13 protein-coding genes are annotated in these 20,100 nt (G+C 52.8%); 5 read left to right on the forward strand and 8 right to left on the reverse strand.

From position 1 onward, the window contains the following. Positions 1-64: 64 nt before the first annotated feature. The 5 genes from H6585_02595 to H6585_02615 form a co-directional block, all read right to left on the reverse strand. On the reverse strand, positions 65-1,378 hold the full coding sequence (locus H6585_02595; GenBank protein MCB9447217.1) for a spondin domain-containing protein: 1,314 nt from the start codon (positions 1,376-1,378) through the stop codon (positions 65-67). 706 nt (positions 1,379-2,084) lie between these two features. Beyond that, positions 2,085-3,542 carry a HAMP domain-containing protein gene (locus H6585_02600; protein MCB9447218.1) on the reverse strand — a complete coding sequence of 486 codons (1,458 nt, stop codon included), beginning with the start codon at positions 3,540-3,542 and terminating at the stop codon, positions 2,085-2,087. Between the two features lie 7 nt (positions 3,543-3,549). After that, a complete protein-coding gene (locus tag H6585_02605; protein MCB9447219.1) occupies positions 3,550-4,251 on the reverse strand; it encodes a response regulator transcription factor in 702 nt (233 codons plus the stop codon). Between the two features lie 47 nt (positions 4,252-4,298). Continuing rightward, the gene (locus H6585_02610; protein ID MCB9447220.1) at positions 4,299-4,832 is read right to left on the reverse strand and encodes a hypothetical protein; all 534 of its coding nucleotides are present in this window, start codon (positions 4,830-4,832) and stop codon (positions 4,299-4,301) included. Between the two features lie 82 nt (positions 4,833-4,914). After that, complete coding sequence (locus H6585_02615; protein ID MCB9447221.1) at positions 4,915-7,365, reverse strand: S8 family serine peptidase; 2,451 nt, start codon at positions 7,363-7,365, stop codon at positions 4,915-4,917. Positions 7,366-7,609: 244 nt separating this feature from the next. Between H6585_02615 and H6585_02620 the strand changes: the two genes are divergently transcribed. From H6585_02620 to H6585_02635, 4 genes are all read left to right on the forward strand, one after another. Further along, complete coding sequence (locus H6585_02620) at positions 7,610-9,550, forward strand: T9SS type A sorting domain-containing protein (GenBank protein ID MCB9447222.1); 1,941 nt, start codon at positions 7,610-7,612, stop codon at positions 9,548-9,550. Positions 9,551-9,634: 84 nt separating this feature from the next. Further along, entirely contained in the window at positions 9,635-11,374 is a 1,740-nt protein-coding gene (locus tag H6585_02625) for a PAS domain S-box protein (protein MCB9447223.1), read from the forward strand. 298 nt (positions 11,375-11,672) lie between these two features. Further along, positions 11,673-12,080, forward strand: a complete 408-nt coding sequence (locus H6585_02630; GenBank protein MCB9447224.1) for a hypothetical protein — start codon at positions 11,673-11,675, stop codon at positions 12,078-12,080. A gap of 35 nt (positions 12,081-12,115) precedes the next feature. Continuing rightward, on the forward strand, positions 12,116-15,982 hold the full coding sequence (locus H6585_02635) for a PKD domain-containing protein (GenBank protein ID MCB9447225.1): 3,867 nt from the start codon (positions 12,116-12,118) through the stop codon (positions 15,980-15,982). 133 nt (positions 15,983-16,115) lie between these two features. On the opposite strand, the gene H6585_02640 is transcribed toward H6585_02635, so the two are convergent. Genes H6585_02640 through H6585_02650 form a run of 3 tightly spaced genes read right to left on the reverse strand, consistent with a single transcriptional unit; the run spans position 16,116 to position 19,288 of the window. Further along, entirely contained in the window at positions 16,116-16,949 is an 834-nt protein-coding gene (locus H6585_02640; GenBank protein ID MCB9447226.1) for a class I SAM-dependent methyltransferase, read from the reverse strand. Positions 16,950-16,959: 10 nt separating this feature from the next. Next, positions 16,960-17,790 carry a class I SAM-dependent methyltransferase gene (locus H6585_02645; protein MCB9447227.1) on the reverse strand — a complete coding sequence of 277 codons (831 nt, stop codon included), beginning with the start codon at positions 17,788-17,790 and terminating at the stop codon, positions 16,960-16,962. After that, positions 17,699-19,288, reverse strand: coding sequence for a BCCT family transporter (locus tag H6585_02650; GenBank protein MCB9447228.1), 1,590 nt, complete (start codon positions 19,286-19,288; stop codon positions 17,699-17,701). The genes H6585_02645 and H6585_02650 overlap by 92 nt, the downstream gene beginning before the upstream one ends. Positions 19,289-19,516: 228 nt before the next feature. Here H6585_02650 and H6585_02655 point away from each other — a divergent pair, with 228 nt between their 5' ends. Next, positions 19,517-19,987, forward strand: a complete 471-nt coding sequence (locus H6585_02655) for a MarR family transcriptional regulator (protein MCB9447229.1) — start codon at positions 19,517-19,519, stop codon at positions 19,985-19,987. The last annotated feature ends 113 nt before the right edge of the window (positions 19,988-20,100 follow it).

The following is a 20,100-nucleotide window of genomic DNA, read 5'->3' on the forward strand; positions in this document are numbered from 1 at the left end:
ATAAAACATACAGCGACGGCATGTAACCATCGCTGTATGCTCTAACTCTTGCAGTTGCTCTTGCTCAATTCGGCGTGATCGTCACCTTCACCAGCTGACCCACCGAAGGATACGTAAACCCGTCGTTCACCTGCATCACCACACCGTTTTCATCCGGACCTGTATTCGGACCCGATTGGCGCGGCGCCTGGTTGATGCCGAGTCCCGGACGTTCGTTGACTTCCGTTCCCGCATCCCACAGTTTCACATACGAAGTTACGTCACCTGAAACGGGCGTGTTGCCTTTCCACAGCGCCAGGCCTTTGTCGTCAAAACCGAAGAAGATGTCGTTCGACTGACCGAACATGCTTCCGAAAGAAAGCCGGTCGCCTTTGCTGGCCTTGAACATGAATGTGAAGCTATGTCCGGGGAACAGCGGACCCGCACTGCTGCCGCCGTCGGGCATGCTGAAGATGCCTTTGGTGATGTCGCTCATGCCGTCCAGCGCCATGTCGATCACGGTCGGATTGCCGTCTTCCGCCAATGCTTCAATGCCGGCGCTTGCCGCATTGCCATCGGTGAACAGCGGCATCCTATTGGATTTGTGTACCACGAAAATGCCCGGAGCAAGTGGTGTGTTCAGTCCGCTGATGCCTGCGAGGTAATCAGCGAGTGTGGTGGGGTCACCATCCTCGGCCTGGTGCTCGAGGCCGTGACCGGGCTCCGTCATCATTTCGGTAAACAGGGGGTTGTCGCCGGTGTGGATCACCCAGGCACCCGGACTGATCGGCGTCGGACTGCCCGACAGGTTTTCGATCGTTACCACGAACTCGTTGATATCGGCGCCGGTGGCCAGGGTGACCTTGATGGTGTTGGCCACGTCAGGGTAAGAGTAGCCGTCGCTTACATCTGAGATCATGCGTACGGTGCCGTGTTCATCCGGACCGGTATTCGGACCCGACTGGTTGGCGGGTTGGTTGGGACCGTTGCCGGGCATTTCGTTGACTTCCGTTCCGGCATCCCACAGGTAGATCTGCGAAGTCACATCACCGGTCACCGGCGTGTTGCCGTTGAACAGGTTGATGCCCATGCCGTCGGGTGCGAAGAACAGGTCGTTGGACGCACCGTACATGGTGGCAAAGGAGAGCTTGGTTCCGGGTCCGCCATGTACCGTAAACTGGTAGCTGTGTCCGGGGAATGCCGGCCCCGCCGCATTGGATCCCATGGGCATGCTGAACACGCCGGACTCAAAATGGGTGTAAGGGGTTTGGATGTTCTCGATCTTCACGGTGAAGGACTGGGTTTTGCCCATGTCATCATCATCGTCGTCGTGTTTTTTGCAGGCCGCCAGGGATGTGAGGGCGAGCAGTGTGCATAGATAAATGTGTTTTGTTTTCATGATTGGTAGTATTGTGTTGGGTTTATCACAAACCTACCGTGAGGATGTCACGAAGAAATCACGAAAGGGTAATTAAAAATGTGCTAATATGCTAATATGCTGATGTGCTGATGGGGTTGGCGGCGGTGTTGAAATGTGTATCTTGGTTTAGCATCTGGTTGGGTAAGGGAAAGAGGGTATGGTAGCTGTAAGCTACGGGATAGCAAGACGAAGGTACAACCTTCGCCTAACTTTCCGCTGAGCTTGAGAAGAAACTACTGAGAGCATGGGCCCGGATTAACAGCGCGCCGGCCTACGCTTAAATCCGCGCCAGCGGGATCAACGACAGAACTTATCCAACCTAGCCCCCGTTCACCGTAGCTTGTCGGTGTGCCGTTAGGCGAAGGTTGTACCTTCGTCTTGCTATTTTGTAGCATTCGCTACACCAAATGCGACAACGACAGAACTTATCCAATCTAGCCCCGATGGGAGCGAAAAGCCCGGACCGCAGCCGCACTGTAATCCTGCAAAAGGGCACATGTAAACTACGGCAAGGACGGACTTGCAGCGGACAGCGGGACGGCAGTTGGAGAGAACGATAAACCTGCTGCTTCAAAAAAACACAGCGAAGAATTGTTATTGGTTATTAGTTATTGGTTATTCGAGTTGAGTGGCTCGACATACGTATGCCTTTCTAACTTGAAACTCGCGACTTGCCACTTGCGACTCACCCCGCTTCCGGCAAACTGAAACTGAACACCGTTCCCTGTCCCTGCCGGCTTTCCACGGCGATGTCGGCGTGGTGCAGTTCGAGGATCTTCTTCACGATGGCGAGTCCGAGGCCGGATCCTGCGCGGGTGTTGTCGCGCGCTTTTTTGTAGCGGTCGAAGATGAAGGGCAGGTCGTCCTGCGGGATGCCCACCCCCGTGTCTTCCACCATCACATCCACCTGTCGGTTGTTTTGCTTTCGCACAGCGATGCGGATCTTGCCGCCGGACGGCGTATGCTTGAGTGCATTGTCGAGCAGATTCTGAATGGCGCGGTCGATCATGGCCAGGTCGGCTTCCACGTAGAGCGGCTCTTTCGGTACGTCGAGGGAGAGTTCCACAGATTTCTTGCCGGCGCCCAGTTCGAACTTCATGAGGATGTCGGAGAGCACTTCCGACAAAGCGAACTTTTCCTTTTTGATGTCTACGTGATCGGATTCGAGCTTGGAAATTTCGAAGAGGTCATCCACCAGTTTTTTTACTTTTTCTGTGCTGGATAATATGATCTGCGCGTATTTCTGTCGCGATGCCATGTCGGGTGAATCTTCCATCATCACCAGTGTTTCGGCATAGCCCTGGATGGCGGTGAGTGGCGTGCGCAGGTCGTGCGATACGTTTGCGATCAGTTCCTTTCGCAGGTTCTCCACCGACTTCAGGTTGTTGATGTTTTCGGTGATGGCGTCGGCCATGGAGTTGATGTTACGCGCCAGTTCCGATAGCTCACCGCGGTCGTTCATGCGGATGCGCGCCTTGAGGTTTCCGTTCTTGAAGTCGTTCACCGACGAGATGATGCGGTTCAGGTTGCGCGTGAGAAACCAGATGATGATGATGCCGATGACAAAGGTGGAGATGAGTGTGAGGATGAAGGAACGTGTGGCGAGTTTCATCCGGAAGCTGTTCTGCAGCATATCGGCCACGGTGCTGTATTCCTCACCGGCCAGGATCACGTAGATGTATCCGACCTGCTGGTTGTTGTCCATAATGGGCGCGGCCGAGAACACTTTCTTCTCGCCGGGGTTGCGCGGGTCGTCGCCTTTGATGAACGCTTCGGCATCCGTCAGAAACGTATGGACGGGCCCCAGGTCAATGCTTTTCAGTTGCACCTTTCCCAGGGGTGCATAAAAGGATAGGATGTTGCCGCTGTTGTCGAGCAGGTACACTTCCACCGACGGGTTCACCACCATTACACTCTGGAACAGTTTCTCGATCTCCGCTTCGTTCAGTTCACCTTGCACGAACGGCTGGCTGTGGGATGCGATGCTTTCGGCCAGGTCATGGTTGAGGCGCTGCGACGTTTCCTTGGCATACTCCATGGATGCACGGTACGTGATGGAGCTATAGGCGGCGGCCAGTGCCATGAGGCTCACCAGGAAGAACAGCGACAGGCGCCAGAAAAGGCTGTTGGATATTTTTCTCATACGGAGGTCAGTATTCGTCGTTGAACTTGTACCCGACGCCCCAGGACGTGAGGATGTACTTCGGTTTGGCGGGTGTTTCCTCGATTTTGGACCGGAGCCGGTTGATGTGCGAGTTCACGGTGTGCTCGTAGCCCTGGAACTGGTAGCCCCAGATGAGGTCCAGCAGTTTCTCGCGTGAATAGCTGATGCCTTTGTTTTTGGCCATCAGGTACAGCAGTTCGAATTCTTTCCGGGTGAGGCTGACGGCTTCGTTTTTCAGGGTCACCTTTCTTTTCTGCGGGTCGATGGTGAGGTCGCCGCAGGTGATGGTGCCTTCGTCATGCTCAACAACGGTTTGGTTGCTTCTGCGGAGAATGGCCTTCACACGGGCGAGAAATTCGCGGATGCTGAAGGGTTTGGTGATGTAGTCGTCGGCGCCGGATTCGAGTCCGAGCACCTTGTCGATCTCTTCCGACTTTGCCGTGAGGATGATGATGGGCGTTTGGTCTTTTTCCTGGCGCAGTTTGCGGCACAGGTCCATGCCATCGCCATCCGGAAGCATCAGGTCGAGCAGGATGAGGGCGTAGTTGTTCTTTGCCGTGAGCGCAAGTCCGCCTGCGATGGTTTCCGCATGGTCGGCATGGTAACCCGAATTGTGCAGGTGCATGAGGGTGAGTTCCGCAATGTGCGGGTCGTCTTCCACAAGAAGGATGGCCGGTTGGTCAGTCATGTTTCAAAGGTAGAACATGAAGATCACAAAATGTTCACGAAATACCCTTAGATGCCGAGTACCCTGGCGTTCACGTGAAACTTGGCATTCACCTGAATGGTATAGTCCTGCGTGATGACTTCATCGGTGACCACATCCACCTTGATCTTGAAGGTGTCTTTCTTCACGAAAGCCTGCAGGTCGGCATCGGTGGTTTCCAGGTACAGGGTATTGCCCGGGTTGGCGGGGATGTTGAACTTCCAGGCCACTTTCTGGTCTGAAAGTCCGTCTGCAGCCAGGTACAGTTCCACATCCTTCAGGAAACTGAAATCACCGTTGGCGGGTTTGCTGATGGAGAGACGGAGTTCTGTCAGGTGGATCTCTTCGATCTTGTCTTTGCGCGTGTCGTTGACGGAGAATGTTTCTTCGGCATGACTGGCCACATCGGGTGTGGGGAAGGTGAACGGTACCTGCATGCCCACGCTGGATGGGATGGTGACCGATGTTTCGTAGGGCATGTCAAACTCCGTCAGCTTGTCGATCTTCTTACAGGAAGCGAAGGCTGCGAATGCACTGACGGCGATGATTACGGAGGTACGCATCTCACGAATTTACAAAATACCTGGCAAAAAAAAGAGGGCCGTGTAACACAGCCCTCTTCGCAACCAAGTTCAGGGAAAGCAATCAACGAATAACCAGTTTGGATATACCGCGTTGGGTGCCACGTGTGAAGATCACACTGTAGACGCCTGTTTTGAGATCGGGTCGGATCATCTGAGTGGAAATGTCTTGTGATGATCCGTTCAGCTCCTGGTGGTATACTTCGCGTCCGAGTACATCCATGATAGAAAGTACCGCGGTGCCGTTTCCTTCCAGGTGGGGAACAATGATGCGGAAGGCATCGCTGGCGGGGTTCGGTACCACCCGGAAGCTGATCTCATTTGTGGCGTCTGCAATGCCATTGGTGACCTCGCAACCGGTTTCGCGCACTTCCCATTCGTAGAAGTAGTAGTAGAAGCCGGCAGATCCGGCATTGGATTCCGTGATGGAGACCAGGTTGTTGATGGTGTACGGGAAAACGGCGCCGGCATTGTTCCGGTACATGTCGGATGTGCCGATGGTTTGCATGAACCTGCCGGTGCCTGCAGGTACGGTTAGGTCCAGCACCACACGTTGTCCGCCTGCGGTCAGGTTCACCTGGCGGGAAGCGATCACGTTGCCGCCTTCACCGTCCAGCACCGCGATCTCACGCATACCCGATGAGTTGGCGTAGACATATACGGAATGGATGATGACGTCTTTGCTCGCGTCGAAAAACAGGCCGTAGCCCGGGTTGTTGTGCATGCCGCCGCCGCCGATGGTGGTGTCAGGGGCGCCTACATTTTGCAAAGGTTTGGGGTCGCCGGTACCTACGGTGATCAGGTTGGATTTAACCAGTGAATCGCTGCCGACGCCGTTGGTGGCGGTGAGCTTAACGGTGTAGGAGCCGGGCGCTGCGTATGTATGACTCGGGTTTTGCTGGGTGGATGTGTTTCCGTCGCCGAACGTCCACAGCCAGCTGGTGGGATTGAAGGTGGATTGATCGGTGAACTGAACGGTGAGAGCGTTGCAGCCGTTGGTGGCGTCGGTGGTGAAGCTCACGTCAGGTGCGGACTGCATCACCTCTTCCACTGCTTTCAGGATGTCGATGCGGCCCCATCCCCAGGTGTTGTTGGGAATGCTGGAACCGGATATGCCCGAACAGGTCTGGGAGGATGTTTTTCTGATGGCTGTTCGCTCCAGTACGTCTTCGATGGTATCTACCTGTCCGGCGAGGGATGGGTTGGCGGAGATCAGCAGGGCAACGGCGCCGACCACATGAGGGCCCGCCATACTTGTGCCGCTCATGGTGGTGTATCCGCCTCCGTCAGCGGCAGAGCGGATGCTGGATCCGGGTGCCACCACATTGGGTTTGATGCGTGTGACGCCGCCTGACGTAGCGCCACCGCGGCTGCTGAAGCTGGAGATGTCATCGGCGCTGGTGGATGAACCCACGGCAAAGCTGGCTTCGAAAATGGCCGGGTCACCGATGGTGTTGCAGTCCGGACCGCTGTTGGCGGCCGACACCACCACCACGATTCCGGCGGCCTTGCAGTTTTTCACCGCCTGCTCCATGGTGTTGTAGTTGGATGAGTTGCACCCTTCGTCGGTCGGACATTCCCACGAGTTGTTGATCACGTGGGGTGCTTTGGCCGGGTCCGCACCCGAACCGTTCAGCTTGGTGGGAGCGAGGAACCATTCGAAGCAGGACACATAAAGCGATAGACTGCCCACGCCGTCGTCCATGTTGCGCGCAGCGATCCATTTGGCTTCGGGGGCCACACCGATCTGGTTGCCGGCACCATCATCGCCGCAAATGGTGCCGATGGTATGTGTGCCATGACTTCCGTCGCCACAAGGCTCGGGTGAGTTGTAGCCGCAGCTCGGACTTCCAGGGGAATTCTTCACCGCATCAAACCAGTTATAGTCATGGTTGGCAGAACTGCCGTTCCAACCGCGGTAGTGATCAATCAGCGCCGGATGGTCCCAGTCGACACCTGCGTCGGCACCGCCTATGATCACACCCTGGCCTTTGAAGCCAAGCTTCCACACCTCATCCGCATTGATCATGGAAATGCCCCACTCAATGCCATTCGGACCTTTGCCGGGGCCGTCGGGCACCACGTCAATGGGTTTCTGGTTCGTGAGCTTCACATTGTATTGGATGTTGGCTACATCCGGCCGGCTGGCCAGTGATTCCACCAGGGAGGCATCCGCGATCACCATCAGGGCATTCACAATGAAGAAGGATTGATAGGTTGCGCCTGCCTGGTTCAGTTGGGCCTTGATGCCCTTCTGACTTTTCTCTGCATAAGCTTTCAGCGTTTCATACACGTACCGTCCTTTTTCCTCTTTGGTCTTGAGTTGATAGGCTGCACTCACATCCGCCTGATCGCCCATAATCACCATGCACTCCACGGGTTCGTTCAGCACCAGGCGGTTCTTGAGGTTCTGATCCACTTTGCTCACCCAGGCGGCAGAAGATTGTGCGAATGCCCATCCACCGGCAAGGAGGGCACAAAACAACATGGCCGGTCTTCTGTAAATGTTTCTCATAAACGTTGATTCATAAGCGTCTAACATCACACCTTCCATCCAAGGATGAAAAGCGCATGAATAAAGGTTATTGAGGGGATGGGAAGCTGCCCCGGAGCAATAACTACAAACTGCGAATTAGCGTCGTGCTTGCCCCAAGGTAAGACATATCGTTTTAAAAAACCAAATATGCTTCGGCAGGAATGCGAATGGGTTTGTAAATGTTTTGATGTCGAATGTTATATTTACATCTGATCCCATCGCCATGAAAAAAATCCTGCTTCTTTTTCTTCTTTGTTTGACGGGTGGTGGCATGCTGCTTGCCCAGGTATTGAAGCCGTTTGAAATCGGTCAGATCCACGAGGAAGCACGTATGGAAAAACAAATGTTTGAACGCATGAAAGGTGTCACGGCGGTTGATGCCATCCGTGATCCGTATGACGTGATTCACTACAGGTGCAGGTGGAAGGTAGATCCGGCGGTCAAGTTTATTCAGGGCAGTGTGCGCGTTTCTTTTGTTGCCAGAGGAAACGTGGACACCGTTCAGCTGGATTTGCATGATACCCTGCAGGTCGACAGCGTGCTGCATCACGGACAACAGGTAGCATTCGATCACTCCGGCGGCCACATCCGCATTCCGGTTCCGGCGCTGTCTGCTTCAGATATCGATTCGGTGGAGGTTTTCTACCAGGGCGTGCCGCCGTCTTCCGGCTTCGGATCCTTTGAACAGAACGTACATGACACCTTGCCGGAAGTGCCTATTATCTGGACGCTGTCAGAACCTTATGGTGCCAGCGAGTGGTGGCCCTGCAAGAATGACCTTTCCGACAAGGCCGATTCCATCGATCTATACCTCGAAGTGCCGGACGGCAACCTGGGCGTTAGCAACGGCCTGATTGCCGATCAGAACAGCGTGTCGGGCTGGACGACTTACCACTGGAAACACCGCTATCCCATCGCCACGTACCTGGTGTGCATGGCTGTAACGAACTATGCCGTGTATCCGCAACAGGTCACCTTCGGCAACAACACGATGCCACTTAATAACTACCTGTATCCGGAAGATTCGGCGGATGTGGTTCCGCAATTGCAGTCGATCCCCGAACTGGTGACCGTATTCGATTCGTTGTTCGGACTGTATCCCTTCGCCGAAGAAAAATACGGCCAGGTGCAGTTCGGATGGGGTGGAGGCATGGAACATCAGACCGCAACTTTCGCAGGTAACTTCAGTTACCACCTGCTGTCGCATGAACTCGGCCACCAGTGGTTCGGCGACCGTGTCACCTGCGGAAGCTGGGAAGATATCTGGCTGAACGAGGGTTTTGCTACCTATATGACGGGCCTCGGCTATGAGAATATGTTCAACGGTCAGTGGTGGCATCCCTACATCGTAGCGGTGATGGGTGATGTGACCAGTGCGCCGGATGGATCGGTCCGATGCACAGACACCACCGATATCAACCGGATATTCGACGGCCGCCTGACGTATTCAAAGGGCGCCATGATCCTCCACCAGCTGCGTTGGGTGGTGGGCGATTCCGCATTTTTTCAGGGCATCAGGAATTACCTCAATGACCCTTCTCTCGGCTATGGCTTTGCCAGAACTTCCGACCTTCAATCTCACATCGAAGCCAGCAGCGGACAAAACCTGGATTGGTATTTCAACGATTGGTATGATGGCGAAGGATACCCCAGCTATGACATCGGCTGGAGCCAGACCGGAAATACCCTTGAACTGGTGGTGAACCAGCAAACCTCGGATGCCTCGGTTTCATTTTTCGCTTTGCCCATTCCGGTGAAGGTATACGGTGCCGGATCGGACACCCTGCTTCGTTTGTCACATACCTACAGCGGGGAGATCTTCCAGGTGCCGGTTTCTTTCAAGGTTGATTCGATCCGTTTCGATCCCGATGTGTGGATCATTTCGGCCAGCAACCACATCGCATCCGTTCCGGAGATCAATGCGGATGAAGGCATGCGCGTGTACCCCAATCCGGCAAGCCACACCGTATATGTGCAACTGGCCAAGCCGGCCGGCCATTGTAACGCCAGGTTATTCGATGTCTCCGGCAGGTTGATCCGGTCCGTAACCTTTGAACACACCCGTTCATTTGCCTTCCCATTGCCGGAGCTGGCCGCAGGGTTGTATGACCTGGATGTGGTTGTAGACGGATTGCATCTGAGGCAGAAGTTGGTGGTGGATTGACCGCTGCACAATGGTTTAGGTACACTTTCTTAAGTAAAACTCTAGGAAAGGAGTGACGTATATATCCGCGCTAACCGGAGTAATATGTTTTCCTGGAACTTCCATCACACGATCGCCTTTCTGCTGCCTTTGCTGGCGTCATTGGTTAATCTCGGCCTGTTTATTAAGGTGTTTTTCTTCACCCAACGCAAGTCGTTGCATGTCCTTTTTTCTCTTTTTGTGATCACCCTGTTTGCCTGGCAGCTCGGTGATGTGCTTGTCAGGATATCGGGTGATGCGGGTACTGCCTCGTTCTGGCTGTTCTGTTTGGGAAACCTGTTGTATCCCATGTTGGCTTTGTGGTTCCATTTCAGCATTCTCTTTACGCGTAGGTTTCGTTGGGCCATGTCACCAGTTGTATTGACGATCATTTACCTTCCGGCATTTGTCTTCCTGTGCCTGGGTGCTGCCGGTATGAGTCAGTTTCAACTCACGAATCATCCGTTCTGGGGTTACCTGCCCCGCATTCTCCCCACCCCATTCAATCAGGTTTCCAGCTACTGGGTCATCATGGTGGCGGTGTTTACCATGGTGGCTTTGTTTGTTTTCATCTTTCGTCACCGCAAACGGGATGATGACCACCGCATGCAAGCCATCCTGATATCCGTCGGATTTGCAGTTCCTGCTATTCAGGGAATTCTGACCGAGCTTTTGTTTCCATTGGTGTTTGATATGGATCCGGTACCGTTGACATCAACCACGATTTCCATTTTCTCCATATGCGCTTACATTGCCATCAAGCGTCACCGCATGTTTTCCTTCTCGCCGAAAGGGGCTTTGCCGTTTATTCTCCAACACATCACCGAAGGTGTGATGATTACCGATCATGCAGGCGTTGTGCAGTATGTAAACCATACTTTTTGTGATTTGTTCGGTTGGCAGAATGCAGATATGGTGAAGGGGCAACCGGTCAAATTCGTGTTCGACAATTGCGGAAATGCAGCACACGCCAAGGAACGCATGCAGCGATGGATGAGATTAGAGGATGAACGTATTGAGTTGGAAATGCACGTGCAGGATGTGCAGGGCATTGTGTCGGGATGGACACAGTGGAGCAGGTCCGCTTACAAAGACAATAAAGGAAGGGCCATCGGTTATATTTTCATGGTGAAGAACATTTCAATGCAGAAGCTACAGGAAAAGGAAAGGTTGTTGTCTGTGATTGAGACAGAGGAAAAGGAACGGGTGAGACTGGGACAGGACCTCCACGACGGTGTTTGCCAGAACCTGTCGGCGGCCAAAATGATGGCTGAACTGATGGCATTCAAACCGAATGAATTCAATGAGCCCATGCTGACAAGGCTGGTAACCGTATTGAGGGATACCTTGTCGGAGGTGCGCACCCTTTCCCATGGGATGACACCCCAGATTCTCGAGGAAACCGGCTTGTCAGGTGCACTCAGGAGATTGTGTGAAATGGTCACAGACACCCACAAGGTCAGGTTGCATGTGAGTATGCAGAACAGTGGTTTTTCACCAACGGTGGAACTTAGTCTATACAGGATTTCACAGGAACTCATCCAGAATACATTAAAGCACGCACGTGCCACAGCCATCCAGATTGATGTGACCACCGACCACAAAGGATTGTGGTTTGAATACCGCGACAATGGTCAGGGGTTTGAGGCCAACGGTAAATCCCTCGCGGATGCACTCAATGGAATGGGCATCTGCAGCATTCACTCGCGTGTGCGTGCTTTGGATGGCAGTTTGAACTGGCATTCCGCCCTAAACCGCGGTGTGGAGGTTCGTATCCATATTCCCAGGGAAGCCCTGCGCGCTTGAGGTCCGGGTTAAAACTTTTGTTTCGAACATCAGGGGATCATGTAACCATTCGGTTAGATCCATCTGACTCCTCCGATATTTGTGCGGACCGGGATTTTATTTGTTCAATCATCCGCTTTTTCCTACATTTGGGTTCGGTAGTGTGTTTTTATTTCTACTTCTTTTGATTTTCGGGTGGGTTTCAACCTCACCCGGTGTGTAGTGTAATTAGATTCTTTTTACCCGATTGATAGCATTTCCGTCATGCTGAGTGTGCAGCGTGCGGTATTGTAGCGTCTAACCTATATCCGTTGGTGTAATGAAACATGTATTCATTCCTGCTATTTGCATGCTGTTGGTGTGCGGCTTGGCTGCGGGACAAACCGGGCATAACCATGAAAGCATGGCTGACCGGCATCGCTCATTGGTTGATATGGAAACATCCGGTCAACTGGAAACCTCCCTGTTGTTGGAAAACCCCAGGCTGCAGATTGAGGTCAAGGAGGAACTTTACCGCATCATTGCCTCGCATCCTGCTGTTCCGTCATCCGATCTGCAACCATTGAAAGCCTACTATTTCAAGCACTATTATCAGGTGTGGGAACAAATGTATGCCCGGCTGGCACAACAACCGGTTATCACGGAAAAGGAGTGGTCTTCCGTTCCATCTGGCTCGACTACCAGGCACAAAAGCAACTTGTGCCTGCACCTTCCGTGCAGCGCATAGATCCTATTGCAATCAGCAAAATGAAATTCAGATCAATGGCTGTACATGGACCCGGTCAGGATTGCAACAACCCTGATTTTGAGATGTGCGATTTCAGTGGTTGGGAGACCTATGTAGGTGAGGTGAATACCAGTCCGTATGTCATGATCAACAGTGTCAGCACCGACATCTGGTGCAGTGAAAAGACCGGACAATGTACCAACCTCCCGCCTCCCGATCCGGCCTGTGGTTGCGACCAGGGTGGCGGTGTGATCACTTGCGGTAACGGGTGTACGGGCACCAGTACCACCAACGGTGTATGTACCTGCACGAGTTGCCCGTGCGCATTCAACAGCAGTCATTTCATCGTCAGCAGTGGTACGGACGAAGTAACCAAAGCATTTCCGAAAGTGTACCCCGGTGGTGGCGGATGCTCGGCACTGATCGGTGACAAAACCGGGACCGGTGGCAAGGCCGCCAGCGTGGCGCAAACGTTCCGTGTGAGCAAAGCCAATGCGAATTTCGTGTACCACTGGGCTGCCGTGATGCAAGACCCCGGTACAAGCCATGCCCCCGGAGAGAAGCCGTTCATCAAAGTGAATATGTATGATAAAGATGGCAATGGTATCCCTTGTGCCAACTACGAAGCCTATTCCGGAGACGGAAAGGATGGCTGGCAAACAACAGGTGGCCTGCTGAATGATATTGTGTATCATGATTGGACCACCGTATTCGTTCCGCTCGATTCCTACATGGGGCAGGACGTGACCTTCGAGTTCATCGTGGGCGACTGCTCACAGGGTGGTCATTATGGCTATGGCTATCTAGACCTGGAATGCAATCCTTTCGGACTTTTGGTGGGAACTGAAGTTCCTTGTGGCCCCACAACCCTGTGTGCTCCTGATGGTGCCGACAAGTATCAATGGTCTACCGGCGAAACCACCCAGTGCATCACCCCGGCCACCACCAACGATTATTCTGTGACCGTCACACCCTACACCGGTGTTGCATGTTCCATCATACTGGATACAAATGTGGTGGTGGTTCCCAAATCTGTTACGGCAGATTTTACCACTGCTGATATTTGTGTGGGTGATTCGGCACACTTTACAGACGGATCTACCGCAACCGGTACCACCATCGATACGTGGGAGTGGGATTTCGATAACAACGGCACCGTGGATGCCACAGATCAGAACCCGTCACATGTATATACCAACATCGGAACCTATACGGTGGAACTCACTGTTACCAGTCCGGATGGCTGTACCCATAGCATCACCAAAACCATCAATGTGACCGAATGCGGGGTGGATGTGGATGTAACAGGCGATGAGATTTGTGAAGGCGACTGCGGTTCCATTGAGGCCTCGCCTGTATCCGGTACCGGACCGTTCACCTACACGTGGAGCGATGCATCGCTTACCGGTACAGGCCCTCACCAAGTTTGCCCGACAGTTACCACCGACTATACCGTGACCATTTCTGATAATTTTGGCAACACCGATGAGGCGACTGCAACGGTTGTGGTTAACCCCCTGCCGGTGCTGACCACCTCCATGACGGGTACCGCCTGTGGTGCCTGTGATGGAAGCATCAGCGTGAATGCAACCGGCGCCACATCCTATACCTTTTCGTGGTCGAACGGATGTACGAGTGCAACCTGCTCCGGTGTATGCGCAGGTACATACAGCGTGACCGTCACAAGCGACAAAGGCTGCGAGCAAACCGCTTCGGTGAATGTCAGCAACACCGACGGACAACAGATCGTCATGGATTCAACCGATGTATTGTGCAACGGTACCTGCACAGGAACGGCCACATCCACCATCATATCCGGCGGAACAGCACCGTTTGACTTCTCATGGTCCAACGGCCAAACAGGAAATTCGGCAACAGGTCATACCATTACCGGACTCTGTGCCGGAACCTATTCGGTTACGGTGACCGATGCATCCGGTTGTGAAGCGTTGGGTGTTACCGTGGTGAATGAACCGCCAGCGCTGGTGATCTCCCATACATCCGTTAACAATCCATGCTTCGGAGATGCACTCGGTTCCGTGGACCTCACGGTTTCGGGAGGAATGCCCGGCTACACCTATGACTGGGATCAGGATGGAACAGGTGACAATGACGACGCTGAAGATCTTTCCAATCTCCCTGCCGGTACCTATGCGGTTACCGTAACGGATGCAAACGGATGCCAGATCACCGATGAAATTATCATTACCGAACCTACACAATTGGTGGCGGGAACCACTGCCACGGATGTAAGCTGCGCCGGAGGAACAGATGGTGCGGTTGATCTGAATGTTAGCGGTGGTACGCCGACTTACACCTTCAAATGGAACAACAACAGCACCGGTGAAGATCTGACCGGTGTGCCTGCCGGTGTGTATACCGTCACCGTTACAGATAACAACAACTGTACGGTGATCATCACTGATACCGTGGAAGAACCCACACCGCTGGTGCTTTCAACAACAGGTGTCGACAACTTATGCTATGGAGATGCGGGTGGAAGCATTGACCTGACTGCCAGCGGTGCTACCCCGGGTTATACATATAAGTGGAGCAATGGTAAAACCACCCAGGATCTGAGTGGCCTGGTTGCCGGTGTGTATGCCGTTACCGTAACCGATAAGAATGGATGTACGGCTACTGCACAGCAAAACATCACGGAGCCGACAGCCCTTGTGCTCTCCGGTTCCACCACGAATGAAAGCTGCTTTGCATCCAACGGAAGTGCTACGATATCTGCCTCCGGCGCAACACCCGGCTATCACTATTTATGGGACAATGGCGCAACGTCGGCTACCAACACCGGTTTGCCGGAGGGTACCTATTGTGTGACCGTGACCGATAACAATGGTTGTACCCACGATACATGCCTGAGCCTCGTAAACATCCCCGGTCCCATCTCGGGCTTATCAGGAGAAGATGTATGCGAAGGAGCTGCTACCAACTTTGCGGATATGTCAACCGGCAATGTAGCGGCATGTGCCTGGGATTTCGGAGATGGTGCCACGTCTACCACATGCGGTGATCAGTCGCATACCTATCAGGCTCCCGGAACTTATGATGTGATTCAATGTGTGACGGATGCGGGAGGATGCGGTCATTGCGATACCATCCAGGTGACGGTGCACCCGCAACCGGTGGTATGTTTTACCGACTCGGCGGTGGGATGCGTACCCATCACCCATCAGTTCTTTAATTGTTCGCAGCAAACCGGTACCTGCCTGTGGGATTTCGGTGACGGAACCACTTCCACCGATTGTGACCCCACGCATGTGTTCACCGATCCGGGTTGTTATGATGTCACGCTTACGATCACGTCTGCAGAGGGATGTACGGCTACACTCATGAAACCTTGCTATGTGGAGGGATATCCGTGGCCTACAGCTGACTTTCTCGCCAATCCGGCCGAGGTGAGTGTGATGAATCCCGTGGTGAACCTGTTTGATAAGAGTTCGGATGCCATTTCATGGGAGTGGGATTTCGGTGACAGCTCTGCTGTGTCCGGTGCCCAGAATCCGATCCATACCTATACCGATACCGGATGTTATACCATCCGCCTGGCGATTGTTAACCAGTACGGTTGTAAGGATACCATAGAAGGTGATATCTGTGTGAAAGACATTGCCACCATTTATGTGCCCAACGTGTTCTCACCGAACGGGGATGGCAAGAATGAAGTGTTCAGACCGGTACACTACGGGTATTGTGAAATGGAGATGTACATCTTCGACCGTTGGGGCAACCTGATTTATACCACGAATTCACTCACCGGGGGCTGGAACGGAAGTGTGGAAAATAGCACTGAACCGGCTCAGGAAGACGTTTACGTGTGGCTGATCAAAGCCATAGATTGCCAGGGCAACCCATGGAAACGAATCGGGCATGTGACGTTGATCAGGTAGGAGGACAGCATACAGCATACAGCAAGAGTACATCTGTCCAAACCAAATCCCAAAGGCGTTCATAGGACAATCAATGCCTGAATGCAAATTCACTACAATTCTACTGTTGCACTTGCTTTAGAAGGCCGCGCAGTTACTTGTGGGGTTTGGTAAAATGGAGGATGCCCCAATCGAGGTGTCCCCTTTCACCGCCCTTGATCCAGTGATTAAGTCCGGCTTCCATGTTGGTCAGGTAGGGTTCACTGCAGTATTGCAAGAGCTCTGTTTTCCTGTGCCGGATTTCCTTGAGTACCTTGGAATAATGGGCCACCAGTTGTTGGGGCATTTCCACCGTTTTTTTACAGGTCATGCCTACCTCCGAGGAAATGTTTCTGTATCGCTTGAATGAACCCAGTTCATGAAGGTGGATGCGGTTGAGGATCGGTTGCAGCACGTCAGCGGGAGGCGCTCCCTTTTGCATGGGATCGGTGAAGATAAAATCGCCGCCGGGTTTGAGCACACGGAAAACTTCGTGGAAGACCTGTGTTTTATCACCGCTGTGCAGCAGGGCATCTTCGGACCATACGATATCAAATGAGCGGTCTTCGAACGGCAGATCTTCAAAATTGCCTGTTTGTACGGATATGAGATCATCCAGCCCGAGTTCCCTGTTTCGCTTCCGGTTTCTTTCGTTTTCCGTTTCGCTCAGGTTGAGACATGTCACCTGGCACCTGAATTTGGATGCGAGGTAACGGGCGGCGCCGCCGTAGCCGGATCCGATATCGAGGATCTTCATCTGGCTGTCGATGAAACCAAGCATGGAAGCCATGGTTTGCACGGTGCGCATGCTGCCCTGGAAAATGGATTCGTCGGGGAGTTCGTAAATGCCGATGTGGATGTCCTCGCCTCCCCATACGTGGAAGTAGAACTGGTCGGCGTCGTTGCTGTCGTAGTAGGTTTTGGTTTTGCTGATGATCTCGTTTTCCATGGCTGTGGGCTTATTCGGGTTTGTAGGTTTTTTCGGCTACGTGAATGAAAAAGTCCGGAGCATCGGTTTTAAAGGTTTCCTGAAAATCGCCGTAGGTTTGAATGGTTTGAAAGCCCACCTCCCTGAGCAGGCCGGTCACGTATTGTTCCCGCAGCGGGAACATGTTCAGGTGGTATACCGATTGGTCGGGGAACTCGTACCGGAAGCGGGCCAGGCCATCATCTACGTATTCGGGCGCTGCGGATACATTCTCTCCGGCATAGTAGTATACGTGTTGTGATTTGAACTCCTTGTTGTCGAGAATGGCATCATAGTTCCTGTGATCAATGATGAGGATGCCGTCATGTTTGAGCGCTGAATAGAATTCGGCAAGCGCTTTCCGCCGGTCGTTTTCGGAGAACAGGTGTGTGAAAGAATTTCCAAGGCAGATGATGGCATCAAAGCGGCCGTGAACATCACGGTTCAACCACCTCCAGTCGGCTTGCACGGTGCGCAGGATGTGGCCGTGGTCTTTTGCATTCTGGAAGGCCTTGGCGAGCATGACCGGACTTCCATCCACGCTCCACACCTCAAAACCATTGTTGATGAGTTTGACCGAATGATATCCCGTTCCTGTGGCTACATCCAGTATTTTTTTCTTGTTCCGTTTTTTCAGCTCCTTGATGAAGAAGTTGCCTTCTCCTTTGTCGCGCGCTTCCCAGTCAATCAGTTGATCCCATTTTTCAACAAAGCCATGGATGTATTCTTCTTTATACTTGTTGGTGTTTCGGACTTTCTCGGGTTGACTTCCGTACTCCTGTCTTGTCTGTGCTTTTTTTAGCAGTGCTCTTTCGTCTGTCATGTTTCTTAGTTTTATGGTGATAGCTCTGCAAACCTTTGATGAGGCAATAACACATCACGAGGATGGCGATGCCCAATGGGAGGCCGGTGGTGATGGAAGCGGTTTGCAGCGCTTTAAGGCCTCCTCCCAATAGCAGTGCCGCGGCAACTGCTCCTTCTGTCAATGCCCAGAATATCCGGATCGAAACAGGTGATTCCGCTTTGCCGGCGGTGGTGAGCCTGTCAACCACCATGGATCCTGAATCGGAGGAGGTGACAAAGAAACTCACGACCAGCAACAATCCGAGCGCTGATGTGAAGGATGCGTATGGAAAGTGTTCCAGGAACTTGAACAATGCTGAGGACACGTCTTGTTGAATGGCTCCTGAAATGTCGACGTTGTCGAATAAGGTAAGATGCAGCGCTGAACCGCCGAATGCCGACATCCACAGAAAGGTGATCAACGACGGCACGGCCAGCACGCCCACGATGAACTCTCTTAACGTGCGACCCTTGGATACGCGTGCGATGAACATGCCTACGAATGGCGACCATGCGAGCCACCATCCCCAGTAAAAGAGCGTCCAGCTGTTCTGCCAGTTCGTGTTTTCGTAGGCTTCGGTGCGGAAAGCCAGCTCCGGCAGGCGTTGCAGGTAACCTCCTACGTTCTCCAGGAATGTGTCAAGGATGAACCTCGTGGGGCCTACCAGGATCATTCCCACCAGAAAAATCAGGGCCAGGTACATGTTGAATTCGCTCAGTCGCTTTATTCCTTTCTTGAGCCCGAGGACCAAAGATGTTGTGGCCATGAGTGTGACAACGATAATGATAATCACCTGCGTGGTGGAGGAAATCTCCACACCCAGCAGGTAGTTCAAGCCTGAGTTGATCTGTTTGGCTCCGAGTCCGAGTGATGTTGCCAACCCGAACAACGTGGCGATGACTGCGGCTGTATCGATTAGTCCGCCGGCCAGGCCGTGTACACGCTTCCCGAGGATGGGGTGGAAGACCGAACTCACATTCAGCGGCAAGCGCAGGTTGTAAGCGAAAAAGGCGAGAGCCAGCCCCATCACGGCATAGATCGCCCAGGCATGCAATCCCCAGTGCAGGTATGTAAATGCCATGGCGTTTTCCGCGGCCTCCATTTGATTGGACACCGGGATGGGCGGATGCATCATGTGTGTGATGGGTTCGGCCACACTCCAGAACAGCAAGCCGATTCCCATACCGGCGCTGAACAGCATGGCAAACCAGGCGCCAAGCGAAAACTCAGGCTTGGCCCTGTATCCGCCCAACCGTATATGCCGGTACTTGCTGGTTGCCAGGTAGACGCAAAATATGAGCAGGATGTTGGTGGTCAGCACCAGAAACCATCCCGCGGAATCACAGATCCCAGCCTGAATGCTTTCGAAGAAAGGTTTCAGCCGCTTGTGCTCCGCGATGGTAAAGGCGATGAAGAGGACAATGATGGTTAACGAAGGCCAGAAAACAAGCGGACGTACGGCGCCGTATTGCCTGATATGCCGTTTGGAATCTTTCAAACCCCGGACGTTGCATGCGTTTCCCTCGCATACAGTCTCGATTTTGTAAAGAATTGATGAATGGAATGCACTGTCAACACATTTGAAATATCTTGTCTGGTATGGATTACATGAAAAATGTGTTGCATGCAACAAATATAGTAAAGCATTCTTAAACGACAAGGGAATGGCGCCATTTGCTACATTTGATTACATATACATAAGGTTATGGACTTGACCCAGATTCTAATTCAAATCAGAAGGATTGTCCGATCGCTGGACCTTGAATCCAAACAGATCCAGAAGAACATCGGTATCAGTATTCCCCAGCTACTATGCCTGGACTACCTGCGTGGGTGTCCCGGTGAACGATCGACTCACAGGGACCTGACGGCATTCCTGAATTTGAATTCCAGTACCGTGACCGGCATTGTGAACCGCCTTGAAAGAAAGCAGTTGTTGCGTAGGTTGCCCGGTAAGATCGATAAGCGTATTACCCATTTGGCGTTGACGGCGAAGGGTCGATCCCTATTGAATTCCGCACCGGATCTTTTGCACAACAAATTGTCCGAGCAGCTTGCACACCTTCCCGAAAAGGAATTGCAGAACATCCGCCACGCCCTGGAATTGCTGGTGCATGCCATGGGCATTCAACGCCTGGATGCTTCTCCGGTGTTGACATCGGAAGAACCGGAATAACAGCAAGAGCATACAGCATACAGCATACAGCATACAGCATACAGCATACAGCATACAGCATACAGCATACAGAAAGGAGTACTTACCTGAACATATGGGCGCTGATTGCATCT

The sequence above is a fragment of the Flavobacteriales bacterium genome (assembly GCA_020635855.1).
GTDB lineage: Bacteria > Bacteroidota > Bacteroidia > JACJYZ01 > JACJYZ01 > JACJYZ01.